The 22,495-nt window shown below is 64.2% G+C and carries 23 protein-coding genes and 2 pseudogenes; 15 read left to right on the top strand and 10 right to left on the bottom strand.

What is annotated here, in order from left to right; genetic code table 11:
• Positions 1-84: 84 nt before the first annotated feature.
• From ASF72_RS16080 to ASF72_RS16045, 7 genes are all read left to right on the top strand, one after another.
• Positions 85-333, top strand: coding sequence for a hypothetical protein (locus ASF72_RS16080; RefSeq protein ID WP_056600517.1), 249 nt, complete (start codon positions 85-87; stop codon positions 331-333).
• Between the two features lie 35 nt (positions 334-368).
• Positions 369-722, top strand: a complete 354-nt coding sequence (locus ASF72_RS16075; RefSeq protein ID WP_056600515.1) for a hypothetical protein — start codon at positions 369-371, stop codon at positions 720-722.
• Positions 723-1,219: 497 nt separating this feature from the next.
• Complete coding sequence (locus ASF72_RS16070; protein WP_056600513.1) at positions 1,220-1,831, top strand: DUF7341 domain-containing protein; 612 nt, start codon at positions 1,220-1,222, stop codon at positions 1,829-1,831.
• 557 nt (positions 1,832-2,388) lie between these two features.
• Positions 2,389-2,991: a hypothetical protein gene (locus tag ASF72_RS20400; RefSeq protein WP_157371017.1), complete on the top strand. Its 603-nt coding sequence runs from the start codon at positions 2,389-2,391 to the stop codon at positions 2,989-2,991.
• On the top strand, positions 2,988-4,541 hold the full coding sequence (locus ASF72_RS16060; RefSeq protein WP_157371016.1) for a hypothetical protein: 1,554 nt from the start codon (positions 2,988-2,990) through the stop codon (positions 4,539-4,541). The genes ASF72_RS20400 and ASF72_RS16060 overlap by 4 nt, the downstream gene beginning before the upstream one ends.
• Positions 4,542-4,803: 262 nt before the next feature.
• On the top strand, positions 4,804-5,064 hold the full coding sequence (locus ASF72_RS16055; RefSeq protein WP_157371015.1) for a hypothetical protein: 261 nt from the start codon (positions 4,804-4,806) through the stop codon (positions 5,062-5,064).
• Between the two features lie 656 nt (positions 5,065-5,720).
• Positions 5,721-6,641, top strand: coding sequence for a hypothetical protein (locus ASF72_RS16045; RefSeq protein ID WP_157371014.1), 921 nt, complete (start codon positions 5,721-5,723; stop codon positions 6,639-6,641).
• Positions 6,642-6,746: 105 nt separating this feature from the next.
• Here the strand turns inward: ASF72_RS16045 and ASF72_RS21080 are convergent, their stop codons facing one another.
• The 3 genes and pseudogenes from ASF72_RS21080 to hisC form a co-directional block, all read right to left on the bottom strand.
• The gene (locus tag ASF72_RS21080) at positions 6,747-7,049 is read right to left on the bottom strand and encodes an acyltransferase (RefSeq protein ID WP_235504753.1); all 303 of its coding nucleotides are present in this window, start codon (positions 7,047-7,049) and stop codon (positions 6,747-6,749) included.
• A pseudogene (locus ASF72_RS16040) lies at positions 7,023-7,971 on the bottom strand (amino acid permease); the annotation flags it as partial. The gene ASF72_RS21080 and the pseudogene ASF72_RS16040, both read right to left, overlap by 27 nt.
• Before the next feature lie 52 nt (positions 7,972-8,023).
• A pseudogene (gene hisC, locus ASF72_RS16035) lies at positions 8,024-9,122 on the bottom strand (histidinol-phosphate transaminase).
• A gap of 93 nt (positions 9,123-9,215) precedes the next feature.
• On the opposite strand from hisC, the gene ASF72_RS16030 reads away from it, so the two are divergent.
• The 4 genes from ASF72_RS16030 to ASF72_RS16015 all read left to right on the top strand — a co-directional run bounded on the left by ASF72_RS16030 (position 9,216) and on the right by ASF72_RS16015 (position 13,351).
• Positions 9,216-9,719 carry an Lrp/AsnC family transcriptional regulator gene (locus tag ASF72_RS16030; protein WP_056600502.1) on the top strand — a complete coding sequence of 168 codons (504 nt, stop codon included), beginning with the start codon at positions 9,216-9,218 and terminating at the stop codon, positions 9,717-9,719.
• 119 nt (positions 9,720-9,838) lie between these two features.
• Complete coding sequence (locus tag ASF72_RS16025) at positions 9,839-11,497, top strand: thiamine pyrophosphate-binding protein (protein WP_056600500.1); 1,659 nt, start codon at positions 9,839-9,841, stop codon at positions 11,495-11,497.
• Between the two features lie 55 nt (positions 11,498-11,552).
• Positions 11,553-12,302 (top strand): SDR family oxidoreductase, encoded by a 750-nt coding sequence (locus tag ASF72_RS16020; protein WP_056600498.1) that lies wholly within the window; start codon positions 11,553-11,555, stop codon positions 12,300-12,302.
• 128 nt (positions 12,303-12,430) lie between these two features.
• Complete coding sequence (locus ASF72_RS16015) at positions 12,431-13,351, top strand: NADP-dependent oxidoreductase (protein WP_056600496.1); 921 nt, start codon at positions 12,431-12,433, stop codon at positions 13,349-13,351.
• A gap of 83 nt (positions 13,352-13,434) precedes the next feature.
• Here ASF72_RS16015 and ASF72_RS20715 read toward each other — a convergent pair whose 3' ends face one another.
• Positions 13,435-13,578, bottom strand: a complete 144-nt coding sequence (locus ASF72_RS20715; RefSeq protein WP_164468852.1) for an MFS transporter small subunit — start codon at positions 13,576-13,578, stop codon at positions 13,435-13,437.
• A 1-nt stretch (position 13,579) separates the two neighbouring features.
• Positions 13,580-14,971: an OFA family MFS transporter gene (locus ASF72_RS16010; RefSeq protein WP_056600493.1), complete on the bottom strand. Its 1,392-nt coding sequence runs from the start codon at positions 14,969-14,971 to the stop codon at positions 13,580-13,582.
• A 219-nt stretch (positions 14,972-15,190) separates the two neighbouring features.
• Here ASF72_RS16010 and ASF72_RS16005 point away from each other — a divergent pair, with 219 nt between their 5' ends.
• Both ASF72_RS16005 and ASF72_RS16000 read left to right on the top strand, forming a co-directional pair.
• Positions 15,191-16,147 carry a lipid kinase gene (locus ASF72_RS16005; protein ID WP_056600643.1) on the top strand — a complete coding sequence of 319 codons (957 nt, stop codon included), beginning with the start codon at positions 15,191-15,193 and terminating at the stop codon, positions 16,145-16,147.
• A 119-nt stretch (positions 16,148-16,266) separates the two neighbouring features.
• Positions 16,267-16,836: a DM13 domain-containing protein gene (locus ASF72_RS16000; RefSeq protein WP_200933668.1), complete on the top strand. Its 570-nt coding sequence runs from the start codon at positions 16,267-16,269 to the stop codon at positions 16,834-16,836.
• Between the two features lie 20 nt (positions 16,837-16,856).
• Here ASF72_RS16000 and ASF72_RS15995 read toward each other — a convergent pair whose 3' ends face one another.
• The 3 genes from ASF72_RS15995 to ASF72_RS15985 form a co-directional block, all read right to left on the bottom strand.
• The gene (locus ASF72_RS15995; RefSeq protein ID WP_056600491.1) at positions 16,857-17,462 is read right to left on the bottom strand and encodes an SOUL family heme-binding protein; all 606 of its coding nucleotides are present in this window, start codon (positions 17,460-17,462) and stop codon (positions 16,857-16,859) included.
• A 60-nt stretch (positions 17,463-17,522) separates the two neighbouring features.
• On the bottom strand, positions 17,523-18,623 hold the full coding sequence (locus ASF72_RS15990) for a N5-glutamine methyltransferase family protein (protein WP_056600489.1): 1,101 nt from the start codon (positions 18,621-18,623) through the stop codon (positions 17,523-17,525).
• A 207-nt stretch (positions 18,624-18,830) separates the two neighbouring features.
• The gene (locus ASF72_RS15985) at positions 18,831-19,607 is read right to left on the bottom strand and encodes a type 1 glutamine amidotransferase domain-containing protein (RefSeq protein WP_056600488.1); all 777 of its coding nucleotides are present in this window, start codon (positions 19,605-19,607) and stop codon (positions 18,831-18,833) included.
• Positions 19,608-19,775: 168 nt separating this feature from the next.
• Between ASF72_RS15985 and ASF72_RS15980 the strand changes: the two genes are divergently transcribed.
• Positions 19,776-20,027: a hypothetical protein gene (locus tag ASF72_RS15980; protein WP_056600487.1), complete on the top strand. Its 252-nt coding sequence runs from the start codon at positions 19,776-19,778 to the stop codon at positions 20,025-20,027.
• 175 nt (positions 20,028-20,202) lie between these two features.
• Here ASF72_RS15980 and ASF72_RS15975 read toward each other — a convergent pair whose 3' ends face one another.
• Complete coding sequence (locus ASF72_RS15975; RefSeq protein ID WP_056600486.1) at positions 20,203-21,279, bottom strand: TerC family protein; 1,077 nt, start codon at positions 21,277-21,279, stop codon at positions 20,203-20,205.
• 259 nt (positions 21,280-21,538) lie between these two features.
• On the opposite strand from ASF72_RS15975, the gene ASF72_RS15970 reads away from it, so the two are divergent.
• Positions 21,539-21,736 (top strand): hypothetical protein, encoded by a 198-nt coding sequence (locus ASF72_RS15970; protein ID WP_056600484.1) that lies wholly within the window; start codon positions 21,539-21,541, stop codon positions 21,734-21,736.
• 62 nt (positions 21,737-21,798) lie between these two features.
• On the opposite strand, the gene ASF72_RS15965 is transcribed toward ASF72_RS15970, so the two are convergent.
• Positions 21,799-22,302 carry a mycothiol transferase gene (locus ASF72_RS15965; protein WP_056600482.1) on the bottom strand — a complete coding sequence of 168 codons (504 nt, stop codon included), beginning with the start codon at positions 22,300-22,302 and terminating at the stop codon, positions 21,799-21,801.
• Between the last annotated feature and the right edge of the window lie 193 nt (positions 22,303-22,495).

The following is a 22,495-nucleotide window of genomic DNA, read 5'->3' as shown; positions in this document are numbered from 1 at the left end:
CCCCCCCCCCCCCCCCCCCGGCGCGGCGGCACGCGCCCGGATCACTTCTTCGAGGTTGGACCTCGTGGCAGGATGCGCCCCATCATGGATGGACTGTTACGGAAGGCCCCGTACCCGGAGTGGGCGCTGACGTCCCGTCTCGGACTGGACCGGGACCGCATCGCCGCGCTGGTCCGCGCCGCGCCGGGGACCCTGGCCTACCACTTGGGCATTGCGCGGCGACCGGATCCCGAGTTTGAAGCGGCTCACCTCGCTGCTGGGGCAGCACTGTCTCCGACCACTGCGGCGCGGATGGAGGAAGTCATCGCCTGGGTCACCGCCCAGGCCGGCTAGCCCGCGGCCGCACCGCTGACGAGGCAGAGTGTTCCATGGAGGCGCAGATCAGGCAACGCCGCAGCGAGGCCGCCACCGGGACACTTCATCCCTCCTATAAGGACCGTTTGGCCCGGATCGCCGGCTGGGACACCGACGCCAGGACAGCTGCCGACGAAGCCCGCTGCTACACGCGGCTGGCAGAACTCGTGACCTGCCGCGCCGAGGGCAACGACTGGCCCCGCCACCACAAATACGACACCGAGCAGGAACACACCTTCGGGGTCTGGATCCGGGGTCAGCGGCAGAAGCTCAGGGAAGGCGCCCTCTCCCCGACAAGGCTGCCCAGCCCAACGCTGCGGTGCAGGGCTGGCAGAAAGAAGAACGAGGGCCGCCCTGCCCGATCCTGAACGCGTCAACCGCCTCCGCCCTCCCGCGCCTGTTCGCGGACGGACCTGGACGCCGTGGCGGGTGCGCTCCACCTGGCCCAGCAGGACCAGCTCATTGGCAAAGAATTGGCAAAGGAATCGCTGTGAAGTGGTGTTTTCAACTGTTGGAGAGTGTGACCAAAAGTCCACCGTTTGGCTGGAAAACCAAGGCTTTTGAGGATTTTCCGCGGAACTGCGGGGATGATGAAATGGGTTCAAATCCCACCGTCACCGCCAATGAAAACCCCCGGGAAACCGGGGGTTTTCTTGATTCCCAGGAGCTTCTCTCGCCGTGGGCCGCTACGTCTCGAAATATGCACCAAAAATGCACCACGAAATGGAAGGCGAAATCGAGTTCATCGTGGAAAAGAACCGCCACGGAGAAACCGGCAGGGTGCGCCTCGCATGGCCCCACACTTCGCCTCAGTCAGAGGCATGTCCCACGGACCCAACGACTACCGCTACGGAATGGAAGCATCTTGAACACCGACACCCTCAACGCCACAGTCCACCGTCTCACCCGCGAACACCGTACCACCAACACGGATGCCGACACCGGCGAGAAAAGCTACCCAACCGAACTCAGCCTCTTCCAGCAACTCCAGCAGGAAATCCAATCCGGCCGACGCGCAGAAGGCGCTGGAGGCGGAACAGGATCCCGCTCCCCCATCGCCATCCCCGCCTTCAGCCTCTGGTCAGAAATCCGCGAAACCCTCGCCACGATGCACACTGCCATCACCGGCAAGGACGAGCCGAAACTCAGCGCCGAATCGAAGCTGCAGAAGTGGGCAGCCTGGACTCAGGCCGACAATAGCGGCGAGACAGCGCGCAAATGCTTAGAGAACGCCACGAAGTGGATGCTCTCCATTCAGCAGATGCTCAACCCAGTTCGCCGGGCAGAAATCGTCGGAGCCTGCCCCCAGGACGAGTGCGGCGCTACTCACGCCTGGACCTGGGATGAAGGCGAATACGTCCGCAACACCGCCATCACCGCCACCGGGGCCGAAGCAACCTGCGGCGCATGCGGAACCGTGTGGGCCGGCACCGAGCTCTACACCCTCGCAAAGGAAATCGGGAAGGTCGCAGCATGATCGGCAAGGGCGACCCGATCGTCAGCCTCGCCGGCCTCACCAAGTGGTCCATGCCATTCGACAGGGTCGCTGGTACCAGAGTTCCCACCGTGGCCGATGACCCAGGCATCATCCACGCTGTGAGGCCAGTTAGAAGGGAGACATCGCTTCGCGAACCGATCTTCCTCGAGGACATCGACTACAGGGCCGCACTCTGCGGCGCAAAGGTGAAGGTCATCATGCCGTCCACCTTCAAGCCGGACGAAGTAGGGGGCTGCCCTGCCTGCGCGGCCGTCAGGCCCGGGAACATGATCAAGTACCCTAAAGGGAACTCAGCGTTCCCCAATTACGGCGACCGGTGGAGTCCCCGAGCACGGCGCCGCAAGCACCAGGGCCGACGCCCATAGCGCTCCGAATGACACGGTTGTAATTTGAAGCAGGACCAGATAATTTAGAACCATAGCGCACAGGTCTAACTAAAGTGCGGAGAAGCCCCGGGATGAACCTCCGGGGCTTTTGCGTGGGCCGGGGTGTCTCGGATCTCTTACACGTTCATTCCGGTGTAGACTCTCGGCAAATTGAACGAGCCGAAGACGGGGATCTACGTGGGGTTAGATGCTGAGCCTATACAGCAAAAGGGCATTGACGGAGTAGCTCTCGCCAAAAGAGGTCTCGAAAGCACCACTTGGATTGAGCTACCATTCAATGCTTACCGCAATGACTCCATTTGTAGAGTGCACATGTTGAACGGTTCCAAACTCTTTGACATGTTTGGCTACATTTTTGGCGCGACTAGCGTTCCGCTTTACGTCGAAGCAAAGAACTATGATGGTAATGCAAGTAAATTAGATTCGTATTACCGCGAATTTCTTGCTCATGCGTACAGCGCGACGGCTCTTGCAAAAAAAAATAATACGGCCGAACGTGCTGAATTTATGTTCGTAACGACTCATCCTTTCGGTATAACTAAATGGTCCGATAACTTCAACCCTTCTCGCATTCGAGATGCCGTTCAGGAATACAAAGAGGTTCTTGGCGGCGCTGAAATAGACGATAACGTTTTGACAGAGACGTCCGGCCTTATTCATCTACTCATATTGAATCAGCGACAAGAGCGGTTCATGCTAACCGCTTCGGAACTTAGCCGAATTGAAGAAGTTCTCGGGAGGAAAGCTCAGTGATAGAGTCCCAAGATTTTCAGCAGCGGGTACTCGCTGCGCTAAATGGCCATTCACCTCAAGACGTAATCAATGGAGTAAAAACCGCAGTAGCTGAAAAAATGTCAGAGGTCGACGAACGAGTGGACGTCGTTTTCACTGACTACTTCAACCATTCGTACATGCCAGACATGGTCCTGACGTGGCAAGAGTCGGGCAAGCGGAAGGAGCGTCCGCTTTTTGTGCGTACAAGTGTAGATCCAGAGAGCATCGCCGTAGACATCCATGGACTAGTCTCGCAGTCACCGCTTGTGATCGCTGTCGATGAACGCAGTTCAGGAACTCCGGCCAGAGAAGCTGTTGAGATCGAAAAGAGGAATGGTCGTGTTGACCTCCTCATGACGGATACCAGCTCAATCTCGACACTAACCCCGAATCTGGCAGACTCTGGTATTGGATATGACTTTTCCAGGCTAGTTGGACAGAACTTCTTGAGTGGTGGCCGCGGATTCGTCGGTCCGAAAGAAGCGGCGGCCATCAACTCAGCGGCCGTAGTGAGCGACACCGCCGATTCGTACACGACATTCAATCAGGCGATAGATCAGTACTTCATGGAAGACGCGGCGCTACGGTTAAAACGTTCGACTGGACTCGTGCGGGATGTTTTGCGCGGGGATTTTGAGCAGCTTGCAATAGCCGGCAAGTTCAGCCAGGCCGAGCTTCGTACCGTTCTACCTCTCCTACTTGGAAGCCTCGAGGCACGAAACACTCCAAAGTTGTGGGCAGATCTCGGTCAGGTGATGCAACTATCTGACCTCTTCGACATCGCCACTGATCTCGAGAAGTACGATGTTTCACCGCTCCTAAGTGCCAACGTGAAAAATTGGACCGCAAAACGAAGCCAAGTCGTCATGAGGTTTCAGCCTGAAACCGAGGAAGCACCGATCGTCGACGGAGACGAATCGGGCGAAAATTCTAGCGACGAGCCGCTGTGGCAATTGTGGCGCGGCCTTGTAGCGCTGGACATGAAGGACTGGCGGATTCTATTCGCGGATGATGCAAGGAAACTGAAAGGCAGGTCCGCTAACGGCACGACCCCTCAGTGGTCAGATTTGTCGGGAGCATTGCCGTCCTTTGCTATCAAAGCCGTCGATCTGCATGGGCTGTCTCGCAGAGTATCGATTTCTGCCGAGCGATCCGGAGATATCTACGGTGACATTGCTTCCGTCACCGACGCGTTGGACGAAACTTTCTATGTTCCTCGTCTACAAATCACCGAAAATACGGGCGCCGAGGACTGCACGTCCTTGGTTGAGTTCTCTGAAATGCTCGTCACGAGTTCCCCGGCCGATTCCTTGGCTAATCACGCTAAAGCAGCCATCCACCTACTTCTACACAACAAGCACGTGGATACAAGCGAGCTCGGCGCGGGGCTTGTTGAGATTCTGAACACTTCCATAACGCCATCCGCTTCGAATGATGTCAGCGGTGAAGAACGACGCTTGGATACCGACGAGTCAGAGAACATTCAAGTTAAGCCGAGGCAGTATCCCTACGAAGAGTTTGGATTGTGACTCTACAACCTGCCTCACCGCTACCGGCAGTGGGGGCAGGCTAATCTAGAACCGTTGACGAGACAACTTTCGAATAAACCAAGGACCAACCCCAAGCGGGCGAGTCCTTTTCTATTGCCCAAAGTGAGTCCCACCGAAAAGCCATCCCCAAGGCCGAGGCGGAACACGAAGGGCACGGCTGGACCGATAACGACGGCACGCGGACCACGACCGCACCAGCCCACGCCAGGTTATTGCGACGCTACCCACACTGGCCCGGACGGTGGACCTCACTAGCGTTGCCTGGTCACGAGGCAGCACCCGCGAGTTCCACGCAACGGTAAAAGCAACCACCCAAACAGTGGTCCGGCTCAACGTCACATCATCGGACCTGAACACCTCGAAAACGTTTCCTGTCCCCGCCGGGGTGTGGGTGGAACTCCGTAATTACTTCTCGATGCCGCTCATTGGTTCCCAGGATCTCACCTTCACCACTACCCGAGTTTCGGGCGGCTCCGTAGAGCTGTTCGAGGCCAACGCCTAAGCAGCTTAGGGGGCCAGCATGAAACGCACAAACACTGTCGCGAACGTACTCAACACCGGCATCGTCCAGTTCTCGGACGGCACCTTAGTATCCCAATCCCGCTGGATGGATGGTTCGAGGGAGCCCCAGGTGTCCCGGGCGCTGGTGCGCCCACCGGTGGCGAGCCCTTGCAGCTCATCCGCAAACGGCATCCGGCACAACCACGGAATGGGGGACCCCAACCAAGTCGCTCGTCGGCAACGTAGACAACACCGCTGACGCAGAAAAGCCGCTCAGTACCGCAGTGGCTGACGCCCTCTCAGGCAAGGCATCCACTCAGGCGGTCGCCCTCAAGGCGGATAAAACGGATTTGGACCTGAAGGCCAACGACGCTGACCTTCAAGAGCTTGCTAACGCGAAGGTCGACAACATCGCCGTAGGCGCGGCCTCAGGTGTCGCTCCGCTGGATGATGCAGCCAAGGTTCCCGACGTGAACCTCCCCGCACGATTGGGCGAGGCGGCACTTACGAGTACGACACGAAAACCGATTTCGCCGTGTCCGCCACCACGGCCGTCTTGGGGATTGGCGCCCCTGCCCCACCGACTTTGATCAGGCGCGGATCACAGTACCGGACGGAACGCCAAGTTCCGCTCTCCGCATCGACCAGAAGAACACTGTGAGCACTGTGGACGCCTTAAAAATCGTCAACCTTGCTCCTGCTTACGCGCTGAAGATTGATCAATTGGGAGCAACGCCTAATGATACGGTGAATTTCAACGCGCCCGGCGGTGGTCCGCACACCGTCCTTGGGGTTGGCGGGGCGAACACAACGCTTACCACGGTGAAGGTCACGAATAGCGGCCCGCAGGTTGGCGGAGCGGTGGTTTTCGCGCAGGGCACCGACCCGGCACGAACTATGCCGATCTTCGGCGGCGACAACTACGGGACCGCCGGCGGGGCGACCTTCTCCGCGCACCAGTCGAACGGCTCAAACTCCCCGGCATTCCGGGCGATCTACGACGCCGGGTACAACCACAGCGCCCGGGTAATCTGGATCGACGCGAACCACAACGACGGCAATGTCATTTACGTGAACAACGCAACCGCGCAAACAGCCGGTCAACTCGTGAACCTGATCCAGGCTAGCGGGTCGACGGCGCCGGTTATTCAGATTCTCAACAGCGGCAGCGGCGACCATATCACGTCGAACAACTTCAAAGTCTCGCAGGGCGGCAACGTCTCCGCGACGGGACTCATGAACCATGCGTCATTCAACAACGCGGCGATCAAACCCACAACAACGGGAACCGTGATCGACCGGAACGTGGCCGATTCCGGGGCTGCCCTCAAGGTCAATAACATCAACGCGACCTCGACGGGCGACATCCTGCAAATTCAGGCCGCAACGGCGGTAAAGGCGCGCTTCACCAAGGCCGGGCACCTAGCGGTCCGTGTCAACTCGGCACCGGCAGACGCGGACCTTGTAGCTGGTGAGGCGGCCTCCTGGTTCGACTCGACCAACGGTGCATCAAAGCTCATGGTCAAAGCAAAGCAGGCAGATGGAACTATCAAGACGGGAACGGTGACACTCGCATGAACGTGACTTTCCAAGATGCGTATGACGAGGCGTGCCGGGCGCTGGGCGAGTCGGTAGTCCGAGAGCGTCTTCTCGCTAAGCAGATACAGGCGCAACCCGAATGCGCTAATTCATCTGGCGAATGACACTGGCAGGAACTCCGCCTACTAGCGTATTAGCGGGCACGTCTCTTGTGACAACGGCCCCGGCAGCAACCATGCAGCCGGGGCCGATTGTCACCCCGCCAAGGACGGTCGCACCAGCCCCAATCCAGGTTCCAGCCCCGATTGTTATCGGCGGCGCGACATTTTTCCCGGCCCTCTGCTGCGGCCCTGCCAGCTCGTGGGTGTCAGTAATGAGCCGCACGAACGGGCCTAGGAAAACGCGGTCCTCAATCACGGTGCCGGGCCGGATGTACCCGTACGCCATCCGGGAGGCGCCGTAGAGGTTGGCATTGAGGGCGGAGAGCAGAGCTGCCACAGCCACCAGGGTGATGGCGGTGGCTGCGCTGGGCATGGCGGCCTCCAACACGGCGGCGAGGGCTCTTCAGCCCTGCCGAACCCACGGGAACCACGGCCGCGATCACGATGATGGCACCGATGTAGAAGACCAGGATGCGCCACAGTACAGTCCGGACAGCCTTCTTCACGCTACGGGCCGGCTCTGCCGTTTCGGCTGCCGCCACAGACACGATTTCGGTGCCGCCGAAAGCGAACGCCACCACAAACAGCGCCGTGGCAATGCCGGCAAAACCGCTCGGCGCGAACTCGGCACCGGTGAAGTTGGCAAGGCCGGGCGACTGCACGCCCGGCAGCCAGCCGAAGAGCAGCGCGAAGCCCACCAGCAGGAACCCGACGATCGCCGCCACCTTCAGCAACGCGAACCAGAACTCGAACTCGCCGAAGTTCTTCACACTGGTGAGGTTCACAGCGGTGAGCACCACGATGAACACGAAGGCCATCAGCCACACGGGCAGGGCCGGGAAAATGGTCGCAAGCAGGCCAGCCGCACCAAGCGCTTCGGCCGCGATGACCACCACGAGCTGCAGCCACCAGAGCCAACCCACCGTGGCACCGGCCACCGGCCCGTACGCCTTGGCGGTGTAGACGGAGAACGCGCCGCTGTCCGGGTTGGCGGCGGCCATCTCGCCGAGCGCCCACATCACCAGGATGATGAGCGTGCCCGCCACCAGGTAGGAGATCAGCACCGCCGGGGCCGCAGCCTGGATGCCCGCGCCGGAGCCGATGAACAGGCCGGCACCGATGGCGCTTCCCAGGCCCATCATGGTGAGCTGGCGGGGTTTAAGGGCCGCGCCGAGGGGGCGCGCAGACGTCGTTGTCTGTTGTTCCATGGAAATTCCTCTGGTTGTAGGTGGAACGGATTGGGGAAAGGCCAGAAAGTTGTCAGGCCGCGTGGGCTGAGAGGAGCCGGAGCACGCGGTCGTTGGAGGCGGGGTCGGCCACGGTGATCCGCACGCCGTCGCCCTGGTACGCCCGGACCATAATGCCCGCGCCATTGAACGCGTCCACCAGCGTCGCCAGGCGTTGCTCGTCGGCGCGGATCCACAGGAAGTTGCCTTGGCTCGGCTGGAGCGTCCAACCCTGCGCCTCCAGCTCAGCGGCCATCCGGGAGCGCTCCCCTTTCACCAAAGCAACTCGCGCTGCCATCTCCTCCCCCGCGTCCAGGGACGCGATGGCCGCCTTCTGTGCCAGCGCGCTCACGGCGAACGGCAGGGCGGTGCGGCGCAAACCTTCGGCGATTGCCGCCGTCGTAATCGCGTACCCGACGCGCAGGCCGGCGAGCCCGTAGGCCTTGGAGAAGGTCCGCAGGATACAGACGTGCGGGTACCGGCGGTAGAGCGCCAGGGAATCAGGACCGCTGCCGGCGTCGGCGTATTCCACGTAGGCCTCGTCGATCACCACCAGGACGTCGGAACGGGCGGACTGCAGGAAGGCCTCGAGGCTGTGGTGGCTGATCGGCACGCCGGTGGGGTTGTTGGGGGTGCAAAGCAGGATCACCTTGGTGCGGTCGGTGACGGCGGCGGCCATGGCCTCCAGGTCGTGGCCCTAGGTGTCGTCCAGCGGGATGCGGACCGGCCGTGCACCTGCCAGCTCCACCAGGATGGGGTACGCCTCGAAGGAGCGCCACGCGAACACCACCTCATCCCCCGCGTCGCACAGTCCGGTGATGATCTGCTGCAGGACGCCCACGCTGCCAGGCCCCACCGCCACCTCGTCGGTGGTGACGCCCAGGTGCCGGGCGAGCCGTTCGCGGAGTTCGACGGCGGCCATGTCCGGGTAGCGGTTCATCCGGCCGGCCGCTTCGGCCACCGCAGCGGCAGGCAGCGGGCAGTGGCTCGAAGTGGCTTTCGTTGCTGGCGAGGGCTGCAATGTCCGTGCCGGCGCTGCGTCGGCCCGGAACGTAGGACGGAAGTCCGGTCACCGCACCGCGCAGGGTGGGCAACGCAGTTTCGGGAACGGCCACAAGCTGATCACTGGTCATGAGGTCCGATCATGGAAGTGACCCGGACCACAATGCAATGTAGGCTCCGGTGCTTGGGACTTCTGCTCAACTTCTACTACCTCTGGTGAAAATATGACCATCACAAATGCTCGGACCCTCGATTCCCTCGACGGCCGGATCATCCTCGCCCTGGACATGGACCCCGAAGCCAGCGCCCTGGCCCTTTCCCGGACACTCGGCGTCGCCCGCAACACCGTCCACGCCCGGCTGGCACGGCTGGAGCGCAGCGGCGCCCTCCGCTCCTTCAGCCGCAGGCTGGACCCCGCTGCGCTGGGCTACGAACTGATGGCCTTCCTGTCCCTCTCCATCAGCCAGACCCGGACCGGCTCGGTGGAACACGGGCTCGCCGCCATCCCAGAGATCATCGAGGTGCACGCCACCACCGGGGACGCGGACCTCATGGCCAAGGTGGTGGCCCGCAGCACCACCGACCTCTACCGCATCACCAACGAAATCCTGGATATCGACGGAATCGAGCGGACCAGCACGGCCATCTCCATCCTGGAACTCATGCCGCCCCGCTACGACGGCCTCATCAGCCGGCTGTCCGAGCAGGAATCCCGCCCTTCGGAGTAATCACACGTGGCGGACGCCGCAGGTGGGCAAATTGTCACTACTGGTTTCTTCAGCTGCCAAAAGTCCCAGTGGCATCGAGCGGTATTGCAAAGGTGAGATGCAGGCCACACGCTTCCTGCATGACTACTCTCACTGTCTCCGGCCACGTGGCGCAGGTTCTCAGCAGCTATGCCAGCGACGTCTTCGGCGTCATGGGCAACGGCAACGTCTACTTCCTGGACGCCGCGGAGCAGCAGGGCCTGCGCTTCACCCCCGTCCGGCATGAGGGCGCCGCCATCGCCGCGGCCGACGCCTACTACCGGGCCTCGGGACGGCTCGCCGTGGGCACCACCACCTACGGCCCCGGCTACACCAACGCGCTCACCGCCCTGGCCGAGGCCGTCCAGGCCCAGATCCCCGTGGTGCTGGTCACCGGGGACGCCCCCACCAGCGGCGCCCGGCCCCAGGACGTGGACCAGGCCGCCATCGCCGCGGGCCTCGGCGCGACCACCTTCACCGTCACCCGCGACGCCGCGGGGGCCATAACCCGGCAGGCAGTGGAGTTCGCACTCACCCGGCGCGCCGCCGTCGTGCTGGCCGTCCCCTACGACCTCGCCGCACTCGAAGCTGCAGACGGGGACCTTCCGGAGCCGGCCAATTTGAAGGTGACGGACGACGCCGGCACGGACCTTGCGCAGGTGGCCCGCCTGTTCGCCGGGGCCAGGCGACCTCTCATCCTTGCTGGCCGGGGAGCGCACCTCGCCGGCGCCGGCCCGGAACTCCGCGAACTCGCCGACCGGATCGGTGCGTTGACTGCCGGAACCGCCCTGGCGTTCAACCTCCTCAATGGCGAAGGCTACCTGGGCGTGGCCGGCGGTTTCGGCACCGACACCGCAGCCGGGCTCATGGGTGAGGCCGATGTAGTCCTCGTGGCTGGCGCGAGCCTGAGCCCCTTCACCATGCGGTTCGGGCATCTGCTCGGCCCGGATGCCACGGTTATCCAGATCGACACCGCCCTGCAGCCGACCAACCCGAGGGTGGACCTTTTTGTTCAGGCGGATGTAAAGTCCGCCGCTTCGCGCCTCCTGGCCATGATGGACGATGAAGCCGCCCTGGCTGGCTGGCGTGCCGAGGCTTCCCGGCGTCTGGCTGCGGGACCGGGGCATGAGCCCGGATCCGCGGAAACCGCGGACGGCCGGCTGGACCCGCGTGCCCTCGCCACCGCGCTGGATGCGGTGCTGCCGGAGCGCCGCACAGTGGTCCAGGATGGCGGGCACTTCATCGGCTGGGCGCCCATGTACTGGAACATCCCGCGGCCGCAGGACCTGGTGATGGTGGGGACCGCCTTCCAGTCGATCGGGCTGGGGCTGGCGAGCGCCGTTGGGGCAGCCCGCGCGGTGGAGGACGGCCGCACCCTGGTCCTGGCCTCGGGCGACGGCGGTTTCCTGATGGGCTTGGCCGACCTCGAATCGCTGATCGGTGCAGCCCGCAGCGCGATCGTCGTGATCTACAACGACGCCGCGTACGGTGCCGAGATCCACCAGTACGGCTCGCAGGGCCTTACCGAGAAGCCGATGCTGATCCCGGAGGTGGACTTCAGCGGCGTCGCCCGTGCGCTCGGTGCCGAGTCGGCGATCATCCGCTCGCTGGCGGACCTTGCCGCGCTCACGGACTGGATCGACGCCGGCGCTCATGGGACCTTCGTGGCGGACTGCCGGATCACCTCCAGCGTCCGCGCCCCGTGGCTGACCGAGTGGATGCAGGCCTCGCATGCGGCGAAGGCGGCAGTGTCGGGCTGACGCTCATCGAAAAGTAAGGCCCGTTTTGTCAGCGAACCGGCTTAGGATTTCTTCCATGAGGATTGCCGTTGCCGGGGGAACCGGGACCGTGGGCCGCCATGTCGTTGCCGTCGCCACGGAGCGCGGGCACCAGGTGGTCAGCATGAGCCGCTCCGAAGGAGTGGACCTAGTCACCGGGCGCGGCCTTGATCAGGCACTCCGGGGTATCGAAACGGTCATCGACGTCTCCGGCGTCCAGGCCCTGTCCACCAAGAAAGCTGTGGACTTCTTCACCAGTGCCACCCAAAACCTGCTGGCGGCGGAAAAAGCGGCGGGCGTCATGTACCACGTGGTGCTGTCCATTGTGGGCATCGATCACGCCAACTCGGGACTGTATGCCGGCAAGCTGGTGCAGGAGGACGAGGTCAGGCACGGCGTCATTCCCTGGACACTCCTCCGGTCCACCCAGTTCCACGAGTTTGTGCCGATGTCCATCAAGGCCGCCTCGGTGGGCCCACTGGTCTTTGTGCCCACGATGCGCACCCAGCCGATAGCCGCTAAAGAGGTCGCCGCGGCCCTGGTGGATGCGGCCGAAGCTGGTCCACAGGGACGCCTCCCGGACCTCGGCGGCCCGCAGGCCGAACAGCTGCGAGGCCTGGTCGCGGCGTACCTGGCCAAAACCCATCAGAAGAAGCGGATCGTTCCCCTGCACCTTCCCGGCCCCATGGGCAAGGCAATGCGCAACGGCGAGCTCATCCCGGCGCCGGGTTCCGCCGTCGGACGCCAAACGTTCCTGGAGTGGCTCGAAACGATCAACGGCGCGTAGCAGTAGCCACGGGTGGGGACCCGGCGCCCCGCCGTCCAGCACGACGGCGGCCCTCGCCGAGGTGTCGGGATGACCACTTTCCGGCGGGATCCGGAATACGGGCTTGCGGTTCAGCCGTTGTCGAAGTCATGAAAGCAATTACGTACAGCACCTACGGCAACCCCGACGTCCTCGAATACGGCGAGCAGCCGTTGCCCAAAGTGGGGCCGGGTATGGTCCTGGTGAAGATCAAGGCAGCGTCGGTGAACCCGGTGGACTGGAAGATCATGTCTGGCGGCCTGGACGCCGTCATGGACCTGCAGTTCCCCGCCATCCCCGGCTGGGACGTCGCCGGTGTGGTGGAATCCGTGGGCATCGACTCCCGGCAGTTCACGCCCGGCGATGAGGTCATCTCGTACGGACGGAAGGACTACGTCCATGGCGGCAGCTTCGCGGAGTACATCGCGCTGCCGGAGCGGGTACTGGCCCGCAAACCTGAGACCCTCGACTGGAACGAGTCGGCAGGCCTGCCGCTGGCCGGCCTCACCGCCTACCAGGTCCTCAACCGGCTGGGCCTCAAGGCCGGCGAAACTGTCCTGATCCACGGCGGGTCCGGTGGCGTGGGCTCACTGGGCATCCAGATTGCCGCAGCACTGGGCGCCAAAGTCATCGCCACGGCGTCGGAGAAGAACCACGACTTCCTCCGCTCCCTGGGCGCCGAGCCTGTTGCCTACGGCGACGGGCTGGCGGACCGCGTCCGCGCACTGCGCCCGGACGGCGTGGACGTTGTGGCCGACTTTGTGGGCGGAAACCTCGAAGCCACCCTCGCGGTGCTTGCTGACAGCGGCCGGCACGCGTCCATTGCGGACAGCGACGTTGAGCAGCATGGCGGGGAATGGATGTGGGTCAGCCCGGTGGGCGCCGACCTGCAAAAGCTGGCCGACCTGGTGGACAGCGAGAAGATCCAGGTGGAGGTTGCCGAGGTGTTCCCGCTGGAGAAGGCCGCGGATGCGTTCCGCTCCAACATGGAAGGCCACACCCGCGGCAAGATCATTCTGGCCATGGACTAAAACGGGCCGGCACCGGGGCGATGTTCAACCGCCCCGGCGCCGCCGGTTGACCCACTATGTGGGTGCTGTCCGGCCCACCGGGTTCACCCGAACAGGGCCGACACGCGGGTGAGGGTTTCGTAGACCCCGTAGGCCAGCGGCACTCCCACCAAGGCCCAGGCCACGGCGAGCCTGCCGGTGGAAGCTTTCACTGGGGTGTGCGCGGCGGGGGTGCTTTCGGTGCTCATGTCAGGCCTCCATGGCAGGTTCGTTCCGGCCGCGGCCGGAGCTGGATTCGTGGAACCGTGCGTCCACCGGTTTGACCAACAGGTTGGCCACAAAACCAACCACCAGCAGCCCCACCATGGTCAGCAGCGCCGGCTGATAGGACGCGGCGTTCAGCTGCCCGGGTTTGCCCTGGGCGTCCAGGAAGGCGTTGACGATCAGCGGTCCGGCCACTCCGGCGGCGGACCAGGCGGTCAGCAACCGGCCGTGGATGGCGCCCACCTGGAAGGTCCCGAAGAGGTCCCGCAGGTAGGCCGGTACGGTGGCGAAGCCGCCGCCGTAGAAGGAAATGATAACGAACGCCAGTGCCACATAGAGGATGGTGGTGGTTGAACCGGCCAGCGCCAGCACCACATACAGCACAGCGCCGATGCCGAGGTACACCATATAGATGCGTTTGCGCCCGGTGATATCGGACGTGGCGGACCAGGCGAAGCGGCCCGCCATGTTGCCGATGGACAGCAGCCCCACGAATCCTGCGGCGACGCCGGCACTGACCAGGGACACGCCGTCGGCCTGGCGGAAGAAGTCCTGGATCATCGGTGCGGCCTGTTCCAGGATGCCGATCCCGGCGGTGACGTTGCAGAACAGCGCCACCCACACCAGCCAGAACTGCCGGGTTTTGATGGCGTTCCTGGCACTGACGTTCTCCGAGGTGACCAGCTTTGCGGCCTTGACCTTGGCGGGGTCGAACCCGGCCGGCCGCCACCCATCGGCGGGGACCCGGATGGTGAAGGCGCCGAAGAGCATGTACGCGAGGTAGACGACGGCGAGGGTCAGGAAGAGCTTTCCGACGGCGTCGCCGCTGGCCACCCAGCCCTGCGCGCCGGAGTTGGGATCGTACAGCCTGAGGAGCGCGGTGGAGACGGGGCTGGCGATCAGCGCTCCGCCGCCGAAGCCCATGATGGCCATTCCGGTGGCCAGGCCCGGCCGGTCCGGGAACCACTTGATCAGGGTGGACACGGGCGAGATGTAGCCGATGCCCAGGCCAATGCCGCCCACAAAGCCGTAGCCCAGGTAGACCAGCCAGAGCTGGTTGGTGAAGATGCCAACCGAGCCGATCACAAAGCCGCTGGCCCAGAAAACTGCCGAGGTGAACATCGCCTTGCGCGGGCCGTTGGTATCCACCCAGGTGCCCATGATTGCCGCTGAGAGGCCCAGCATCACGATGGCGATGGAGAATATCACGCCAATCTCGGTCAGGCTGGCATCGAAATGCTTGACCAGTGCCGTCTTGTACACGCTGGTGGCGTACGCCTGGCCGATGCAGAGGTGCACGGCGAGCGCTGCGGGCGGTACCAGCCAGCGGTTGAATCCCGGTGGGGCGATTGTGTGGTTACGGTCCAGCCAGCCCATAAGTGTGCTCCTTGTGGTTGTCGACGTCATTGTCCGATCGAGACTGGGGCGCAAGACCCCCACCATGCCCCGTTGCCTGTAGCAATCATGTTCCTGATCATCAGCAAACGTACTAATGGCGCGCCGAGCGGTGGGTAATGGACGGGGAGCGGTAGGACGGTGGCTAAATCCGACCCCCGCAGTAGGAAACCCACAGGTCCGCGCCCTACGATGGCGTTCATGAGATCCCCCCGCGATGCCCGCTCCGCCGCCGTGGTGATCAACGCCGGGTCACGCCGTGGGGCGGCCCACCAACTGGCCGTTGACGCCATGCGCAAAGCGGGGGTGCCCGTCACCGCCGTCCACCATGTGCTGTCCGGCGCGGACCTGGCCGGCACGCTGGACCAGGTCCTTGCTGTCGGGCACGACCTGGTGGTGGTCGGTGGCGGCGACGGGACCGTGACCTCCGCCGCCGGCCGGATCGCCGGCACCGAGGTGGTGCTCGGCGTCCTGCCGCTGGGCACCGCCAACGACTTCGCCAGGACGCTTGAGATCCCCGCAGATCTTGCCCAAGCCGGCGCCACCCTCGCCGAGGGCAAAGTGGTGGACATCGATCTTGGCCGGGCCAACAGCCACCCGTTCCTCAACGTCGCCTCCCTTGGCCTGTCCGTAGGCATCACCGCAGCGCTTAACCCCCGGCTGAAGCGGTACCTCGGCCCGCTGGCCTACGCCGTCGCCACCGTCCGCGCTTACACCCGGCACCAGCCCTTCCGCGCCCGGCTCGAATTCCCCGACGGCGACCATCCCGCCATGGAACTCGACAACCTGCTGCAGGTGGCAGTGGGCAACGGCCGGCACTACGGCGGAGGCAACACCGTCTCCCCCACGGCCGGCATCGACGACCACACTTTGGACATCTACGCGATCCTGGCCGGACCCGTCCGGGAGCACGTCAGCATCGCCCGGCTGCTCAAGGACGGCAGCTTCATCAAGCACGACAAAGTCCACCACTTCACCAGCCGCAGCGTCCGGGTCGTTACGGACCAGCCCATGCCGGTGAATCTCGACGGCGAAATCGCCACCACCACGCCCACCGATTTCACCGTCCAGCGCAACGCCGTCCACGTGATCGTGCCCCAAAGCAGCACCGGCGCCCTGTACGACGGGCCCGGCAGCGGTGACCTCCCGCCGTCGTAATTCACGACGGCGGCGCGCTGCTCCTGCGGGACCAGCCGTCACGGGGACTTGCCGTCAGTCGCGTCGCCTTGGACGACTAAGCTGCGGAACGTCGCCATCAATCCGGGCGTTGAGGATGTATGACCAAGCGCGTGATGGTGCCCGCTCTGCTGCTCGTGGCCGCGATCGTGGTGGGTGTGGGGTTGTACCTGTTCCAGCCGTGGCGGATCTTTACCAGCTCGACGGTGACCGAGGCCATCCCAACGGCTGTCCCGGCTTCCGCGCCACCCGCCGTTCCGTCTCCGGCCGCTTCTCCTGAGGCCACGACGACGACGGCCGCACCCACCGCCGTCGCCGGCCCACGTGAACTGGCAACGGGCCAGCTCATCGGCCACGAGCACGCCAGCTCGGGATCGGTCCGGATCCTTGAGCTGCCGGACGGGAGCCGGATCCTGCGGTTCGAGGGCCTTGATACGTCCGACGGTCCCGACCTCCGGGTGTGGCTCACCGACGCGCCGGTGATCGAGGGGCCGCCAGGTTGGCAGGTCTTCGACGACGGCGCTTACCTGGACCTGGGCGCGCTCAAGGCCAATAAGGGCGATCAGAACTACGAGATCCCGGCCGCGGCGGTGCTGGGCGACTACAGCTCCGTCACCATCTGGTGCGCGAGGTTCACGGTGTCCTTCGCTGCCGCCGAGCTCAAAACCTAGTCCCGTGCCTGGTCCCGCGCTCAGTTGCCGGACGCCTCTGCCCCCGCCGCGGTTTCCGCAACGTCCTGGACAACTTCGTTGTGGCGGAGGAACCACGGCTTGAACGGCGGATCGAACCGGGCAAACCGAGGCTCCCCCACCGCCGTCAGCCCGGCCAGGGCCAGCGCCGCCAGCAGTCCTTCCGTGCGCTTGGCAAACGCCGCTTCCGATCCGTTACCGGAAAAACGCACGGCCGCCGCCAAGGACCCCGGGACGTCCCGGATCTGCACTTTGGGGTCCATGGGGACCGGCGCCGAGGCTGCGCTCAGGCCTGCCGGCAGCACAAAGGCCACCGCAAACTCATCGGTTACGCCGTTTCCGGTGACGGGACCGCGCTGGAGTACCGGTACGGTCATCGCCAGTTGTGTGGACGCCCCGCTGCCCTGGATCACTGGCGCCGTCATGGCCAGCTTCCGGCCGGCCACATTGCTGCCGCTGATGTAGTTGAACAGGCTGCGGAACGCTGCGTTGCCGGCCCGGTCGAATTCCGCCCGGACCTGCACCTCCGCCACCACGTAGGCGGGATAGCGGCGCAGTTCGAAATGCGGATACGAGCGGACAACGGTGTACGGCTGCTGTTCTGTCATGGTCCTCAGACCCTACGCCCATCCCAGGACGGCAGCGAGAGACGGGGCCGGGGCCGACGCCTAGCGCGGAACCAGCCGCCACAGCGACGTGACCTCGGCCGCGCGCGCCTCGAACAAAGGATCGTCGCGGTCCGCGGCCTTGCCGTGCGTCGGCTTGGTGTCCAGCCGGTCCACTACGCGGAGCCCGGCCGTCTCGATGGCTGCCAGCAGGTCCTCCCGCGACCGCAGCCCCAGGTGCTCGGCCAGGTCGGACAGGACCAGCCAGCCCTCCCCGCCAGGCGACAGGTGGTTGGTCAGTTCGTTCAGGAAGCGGAACAGCATCCGGCTGCCGGGGTCGTACACGGCGCTGTCCAGGCTGGAATGGGGCGTGGCCGGAATCCAGGGCGGGTTGCAGACCACCAGCGGCGCCCGTCCGGGCGGGAACATGTCGGTCAGGACCGCCTCCGCCTGCTCCTCGACCCCGAGGTTCCGGAAATTCTCGCCGGCGCACGCGATGGCCCGCGGTTCGTTGTCCGTCGCCACCACGTGCTGGACGCCGCGGCGGGCCAGGATGGCAGCGATGACCCCGGTGCCGGTGCCAATGTCGAAGGCCAGGGTGTCTGAGGGAAGCGGTGCGTCAGCCACAAGGTCCACGTACTCGCTCCGGGTGGGGAAAAACGTCCCGTAATGCGGGTGAATGCGTGCTTGCAGGGCATCGACGTGGACGCCCTTCAGCCGCCACTCGTGGGCGCCGATCGCCCCGACCAGCTCGTGCAGGGACACCACGGACGGTTCGCTGATCGAGCCATATGCTTCAGCGGCGGCCGCCCGGAGATCCGGAGCGCGGCGCAGCGGCACCACCGGACCCGGATCCATAGGTACCAGCAGCAGGCCCAGGATGCGTGCCCGGTGCGAGCGGGACTGCCGGTGCCGGTAAAACCTGTCGGCAGGTGTACCCGCCACTTTCTTGCCGGCGCCCACCCTCCGGTCCAGGGCGTTGAGGATCTGGCGGGCGTTGTGGAAATCGCCGTGCCAGAGCATCGCGATCCCCTGCGACGCCATCCGGTTCGCGTCATCGGCCGTGAGCGAGTCGGTGACCACTTCGACGCGCTTCGGCGCCGGCCGGCCGTTCGCCGAACGCCACGTGGCGCTCCTGCTCTCCCCGGCTTCGTCCCACGTCACGAGGACGCGCTCTTGAGCGGAGGGCGAGGGGGCCGGCGTCGGGATTCCCGCGGGGCCCGGTGTGTCAGTACTGATAAGGATCCATTCCAAGGGCCCGTGGGCGGGCAACAATTGCGGGAGTGCCGGAAGCCTGAACCGGCCTTGTCAGGATACAGCCGACGGCCGCCCCAACATCGGGACGGCCGTCAGCCAAGCGTGCTGCAGGAGTTAGTGCTCCGCGTCCTCAGCAGCCTTTTTGGCTTCCTTTTCCGCGTCCTTCTCAGCGCGGAGGGCTTCCGCGTCATGCTGTTCCTCGGCCTTTTCCTGGTGGATGACCTCGGCGAAAAGCTTCTCCATCTCCTTGGCCACACCGGCAGCGGAGGCGGGGTTCTGGCCGGTGACCAGGCGCTCGTCCACCGCCACCTGCTCCTCCCAGACGCCGGCGGAGACGTGCTTGGCGCCCTGCTCCGTCAGCCGGTCCGCCAGGAAGAACGGGATGACCTTGTCCTTGCCGGCGGCAACTTCCTCGTCATTGGTGAATGCGGCAACCTTGCGGCCTTCCACCAGGCGCAGGCCGTTGGCCAGCTCCACGTTCAGCAGGCCGGCGGGGCCGTGGCAGACTGCGCCCACCAGGCCGCCGGCGTTGTAGACGCTGGCTACCAGCTTCTGCAGGCCTTCGCTGTCCGGGAAGTCCCACATGGTGCCGTGCCCGCCCACCAGGTAGACGGCGTCGTACTGGTCCGGGTCCACCACGTCCACGCGGGCGGTGTTGTAGAGCCCGGCGCGGGTGGTTTCGTCCTCGGTGAAGGCCACCTGGATGGGGTCGTCTGTGTCCACCTCGTCGCGCGGCGGCTGGCCGCCCTTGATGGAGGCGAAATCCACGAAGTGCCCGGAGTCCCGGAACACCTTCCAGGGGTGGGCAGCTTCGGCCACGTTGTAGCCGGTCTTCTCTCCGGTGTCGCCGATCTCGGAAACGCTGGTCAATACCATGAGGATTTTCTTCATGAAGTGCTCCTTTCGTCCATCCACTAGCCTACTCGTCAGTAGGCTTAGGTTTCACCCATGGGGACTTGGACCCATTGGTGCTTGTCCGGTTGTGCCATAGCGTCGAGGCAGGGGCAGGTTGCTCCGCTGCGGCAAATGCCACAGCTGTTCCATCGATTGGGGTCAACGATGAAGAAGATCAAGAACATCCTTACTACCGCTGCCGTGGGTGTTTCGCTGAGCGCCGGCGCCCTCATGCTGGCCGCTCCCGCCCACGCGGACTACAACACCTACCAGGTGTACCGGTCCTCCATGTCCGAATGTTCCGCCGAGCTGCGGGCCGCCATCCAGTCCTACGGCGCCCCGGTGATCAACGTGACGCCCTGCCACTGGAACACGTACATGGACCAGTACATCGGCAGCTTCGGCTACAACTACTAGAGGCGTCGCCGGGTTCTGCCCGGTTGCCAATGCAGAAACGGACGACGACGGCGGGAGGGCGGTTTCTAGGGGTCGTTGCAACTCCCAAAATCTAGGGGTGTTGCAACGACCGCTAGAACCCAAGGAGCCTCCCGACGTCGTCGTCCGCTATGCGCCTGTCAGGCCGCCGGGGCGGCTACCGCTTTGCGGAACCGCTTGTGGTCTCCTCGACCTGGTGATCCGCATCATCCCCGTCCGTGTCCGCCGAGGCGACCGGACCGCCGTCGAACGTGTCCCGGTCCTTCTTGGTGCCGTCGCCGCGGGTCTTGAGCAGGCTCGCGACGGTGGCCACGGTGATGGTGGCGCCGATGAACAGCAGCGAGAACCAGATGGGGATCTCCGGGACCCACAGGAGCGGCTGGCCGTTGTTGATGAAGGTCAGCTCGTTGACGTGCAGGGCGTGGAAGACCAGCTTCACGCCGATGAACGCGAGGATGACGGCCAAGCCCTGGGCCAGGTACACCAGGCGTTCCAGCAACCCGCCGATGAGGAAGAACAGCTGGCGCAGGCCCATCAGGGCGAAGGCGTTGGCGGTGAAGACGATATAGGCCTCGTCGGTCAGGCCGTAGATGGCGGGGATGGAGTCCACGGCGAAGATAAGGTCCACAAAGCCGATGGCGATGATGGTCAGCAGCATCGGGGTGACGAAGCGCTTGCCGTCCTTCTTCACGGTGAGCTTGTCCTCGTGGTACTCGTCCGTGACGGGCAGGACGCGGCGGACCAGCTGCATGAACTTGCCGTCGGCCGGGTTGGAGTCGTGTCCGCCGAACGCCTGCTTGTAGGCCAGGAAGAGCAGCAGCGCGCCGAAGATGTAGAAGATCCAGGAGAAGTTCTCGATCAGCCCGGCGCCGATGGCGATGAACCCGCCGCGCAGCACCAGGGCGATGATGATGCCCACCATCAGGACCTTCTGCTGGTACATCTTGGGGACCGCGAAGCCGGTCATCACGATCAGGAAGACGAACAGGTTGTCGATCGACAGCGCCTTCTCCGTGAGGTAGCCGGCGAAGTACTCACCGCCGTACGTCCAACCGGACAATTGGCCGATCCCAACGCCGAACACCAGCGCCAGGCCGATGTAGAACGCCGACCAGCGGGCCGATTCGGCGATGCTGGGTTCGTGGGGTTTGCGCACGTGCGCGAAGAATTCGTAAACGAAGAACAGGACGGTCACCGCGAGGGTGATGATCCAGATCAGTGGTGTTACCTGCATGGGGGTACTCCAAGGGTAGGCGTTGACATGACGCCAAGGTCTCCTCCGCCCGGACTGGAGCCGGAACCGATGGGCCCGGGATGCTTCGCTGCATCCGTATTGACGGGCCGATCACAGACGGGAGTACTCCCCTTGATGCTTAAATCCTAACCCATGCTTAGTGGTGGTGCTGCACCGGGGACCTGCAGGTGGCGCGATTGACTTGACTTCGCGTGCCATCGTGCTTGGCTGGAAGGGACCGCACTGGGAGGTAAGCCTGATGATCGCCAAACGACCGTACCGCATAGGGCTTCTTGTCCTTTGTGTTCTGGGCATCGCCCTGACACCCCTGGCCGCGCTTGGCCACGTACCGCCGGAGTTGGGCCTTCTCATGCTGGCAGCCGTTGCGGGTTGGATCATTTACGGCCGGCTGACCCCTCTCCGGGACAAGCCGCAGGCAGCCGGCCAAGCTGACTGACGTGGTGTCCGGCACTTAGCCTCGTGGGCTCAGGATGAAGCGGACGACGGCGGCCTTCCGCCTTAGTTAGCCGGCAGGCCTTTGGCGTAGGCGGCCTGGCCCACGTGCTGGACGCAGTCAACGATGGTGCTCACCAGCCGGGCTGCCAGGGTGACCGGTGGATCCCACTGGCGGTCGACGATCCGGTCTAGGTCCTCATCCTTGAGGCTGCGAATGTAGTCAACCGTCTGCTGGTGCACGGCGGTGTAGTAGGCCAGCAGATGCTCGGCTGAGGCGTTGACGGCGTCCACCTCTTCGCTGGAGTGCTGGTAGCCCGTGTCTTCGGCCGACAGCGCCAAGCCGAAGGACCCGGCAAAGTCCTGGGCCGTCCAGACCTGCTCCAGGCCGGCGGCGTCAGCCACCTGGGCGTCCTCCACCCGTGCCAGGTGCCACAGCAGCCAGGCGATCGAGTTTCCTGTACCACCCGGCCGGTGAGTCAGTTTGTCGCTGTCTAGGCCCTTCAGGGTGGCTTCCACAGCTTCCGGGATCCGGCCAAAGCTCTCGAGGAGGAGTTCGCTGGTGTTCATGGGGTCCGAGTCTACCGGGCCCCCTCGTTGTGGTATCGGTTGTGGTTGTTTTTCGGGGGGTTTGGGGGCCGTATCTGATAGGTCAACCCGTGGTGGTGGGTGGGTGCCTGGTGGCACCAGTGTGGTGTTTGTTTGTTTGTTAAATGTGGGAGGCCCCAACCAGGTGCTGGTTGGGGCCTCGACCGGAATGTTT

Source organism: Arthrobacter sp. Leaf141, assembly GCF_001424565.1.
GTDB lineage: Bacteria > Actinomycetota > Actinomycetes > Actinomycetales > Micrococcaceae > Arthrobacter.
This window is presented reverse-complemented; position numbering and strand designations above follow the sequence as displayed.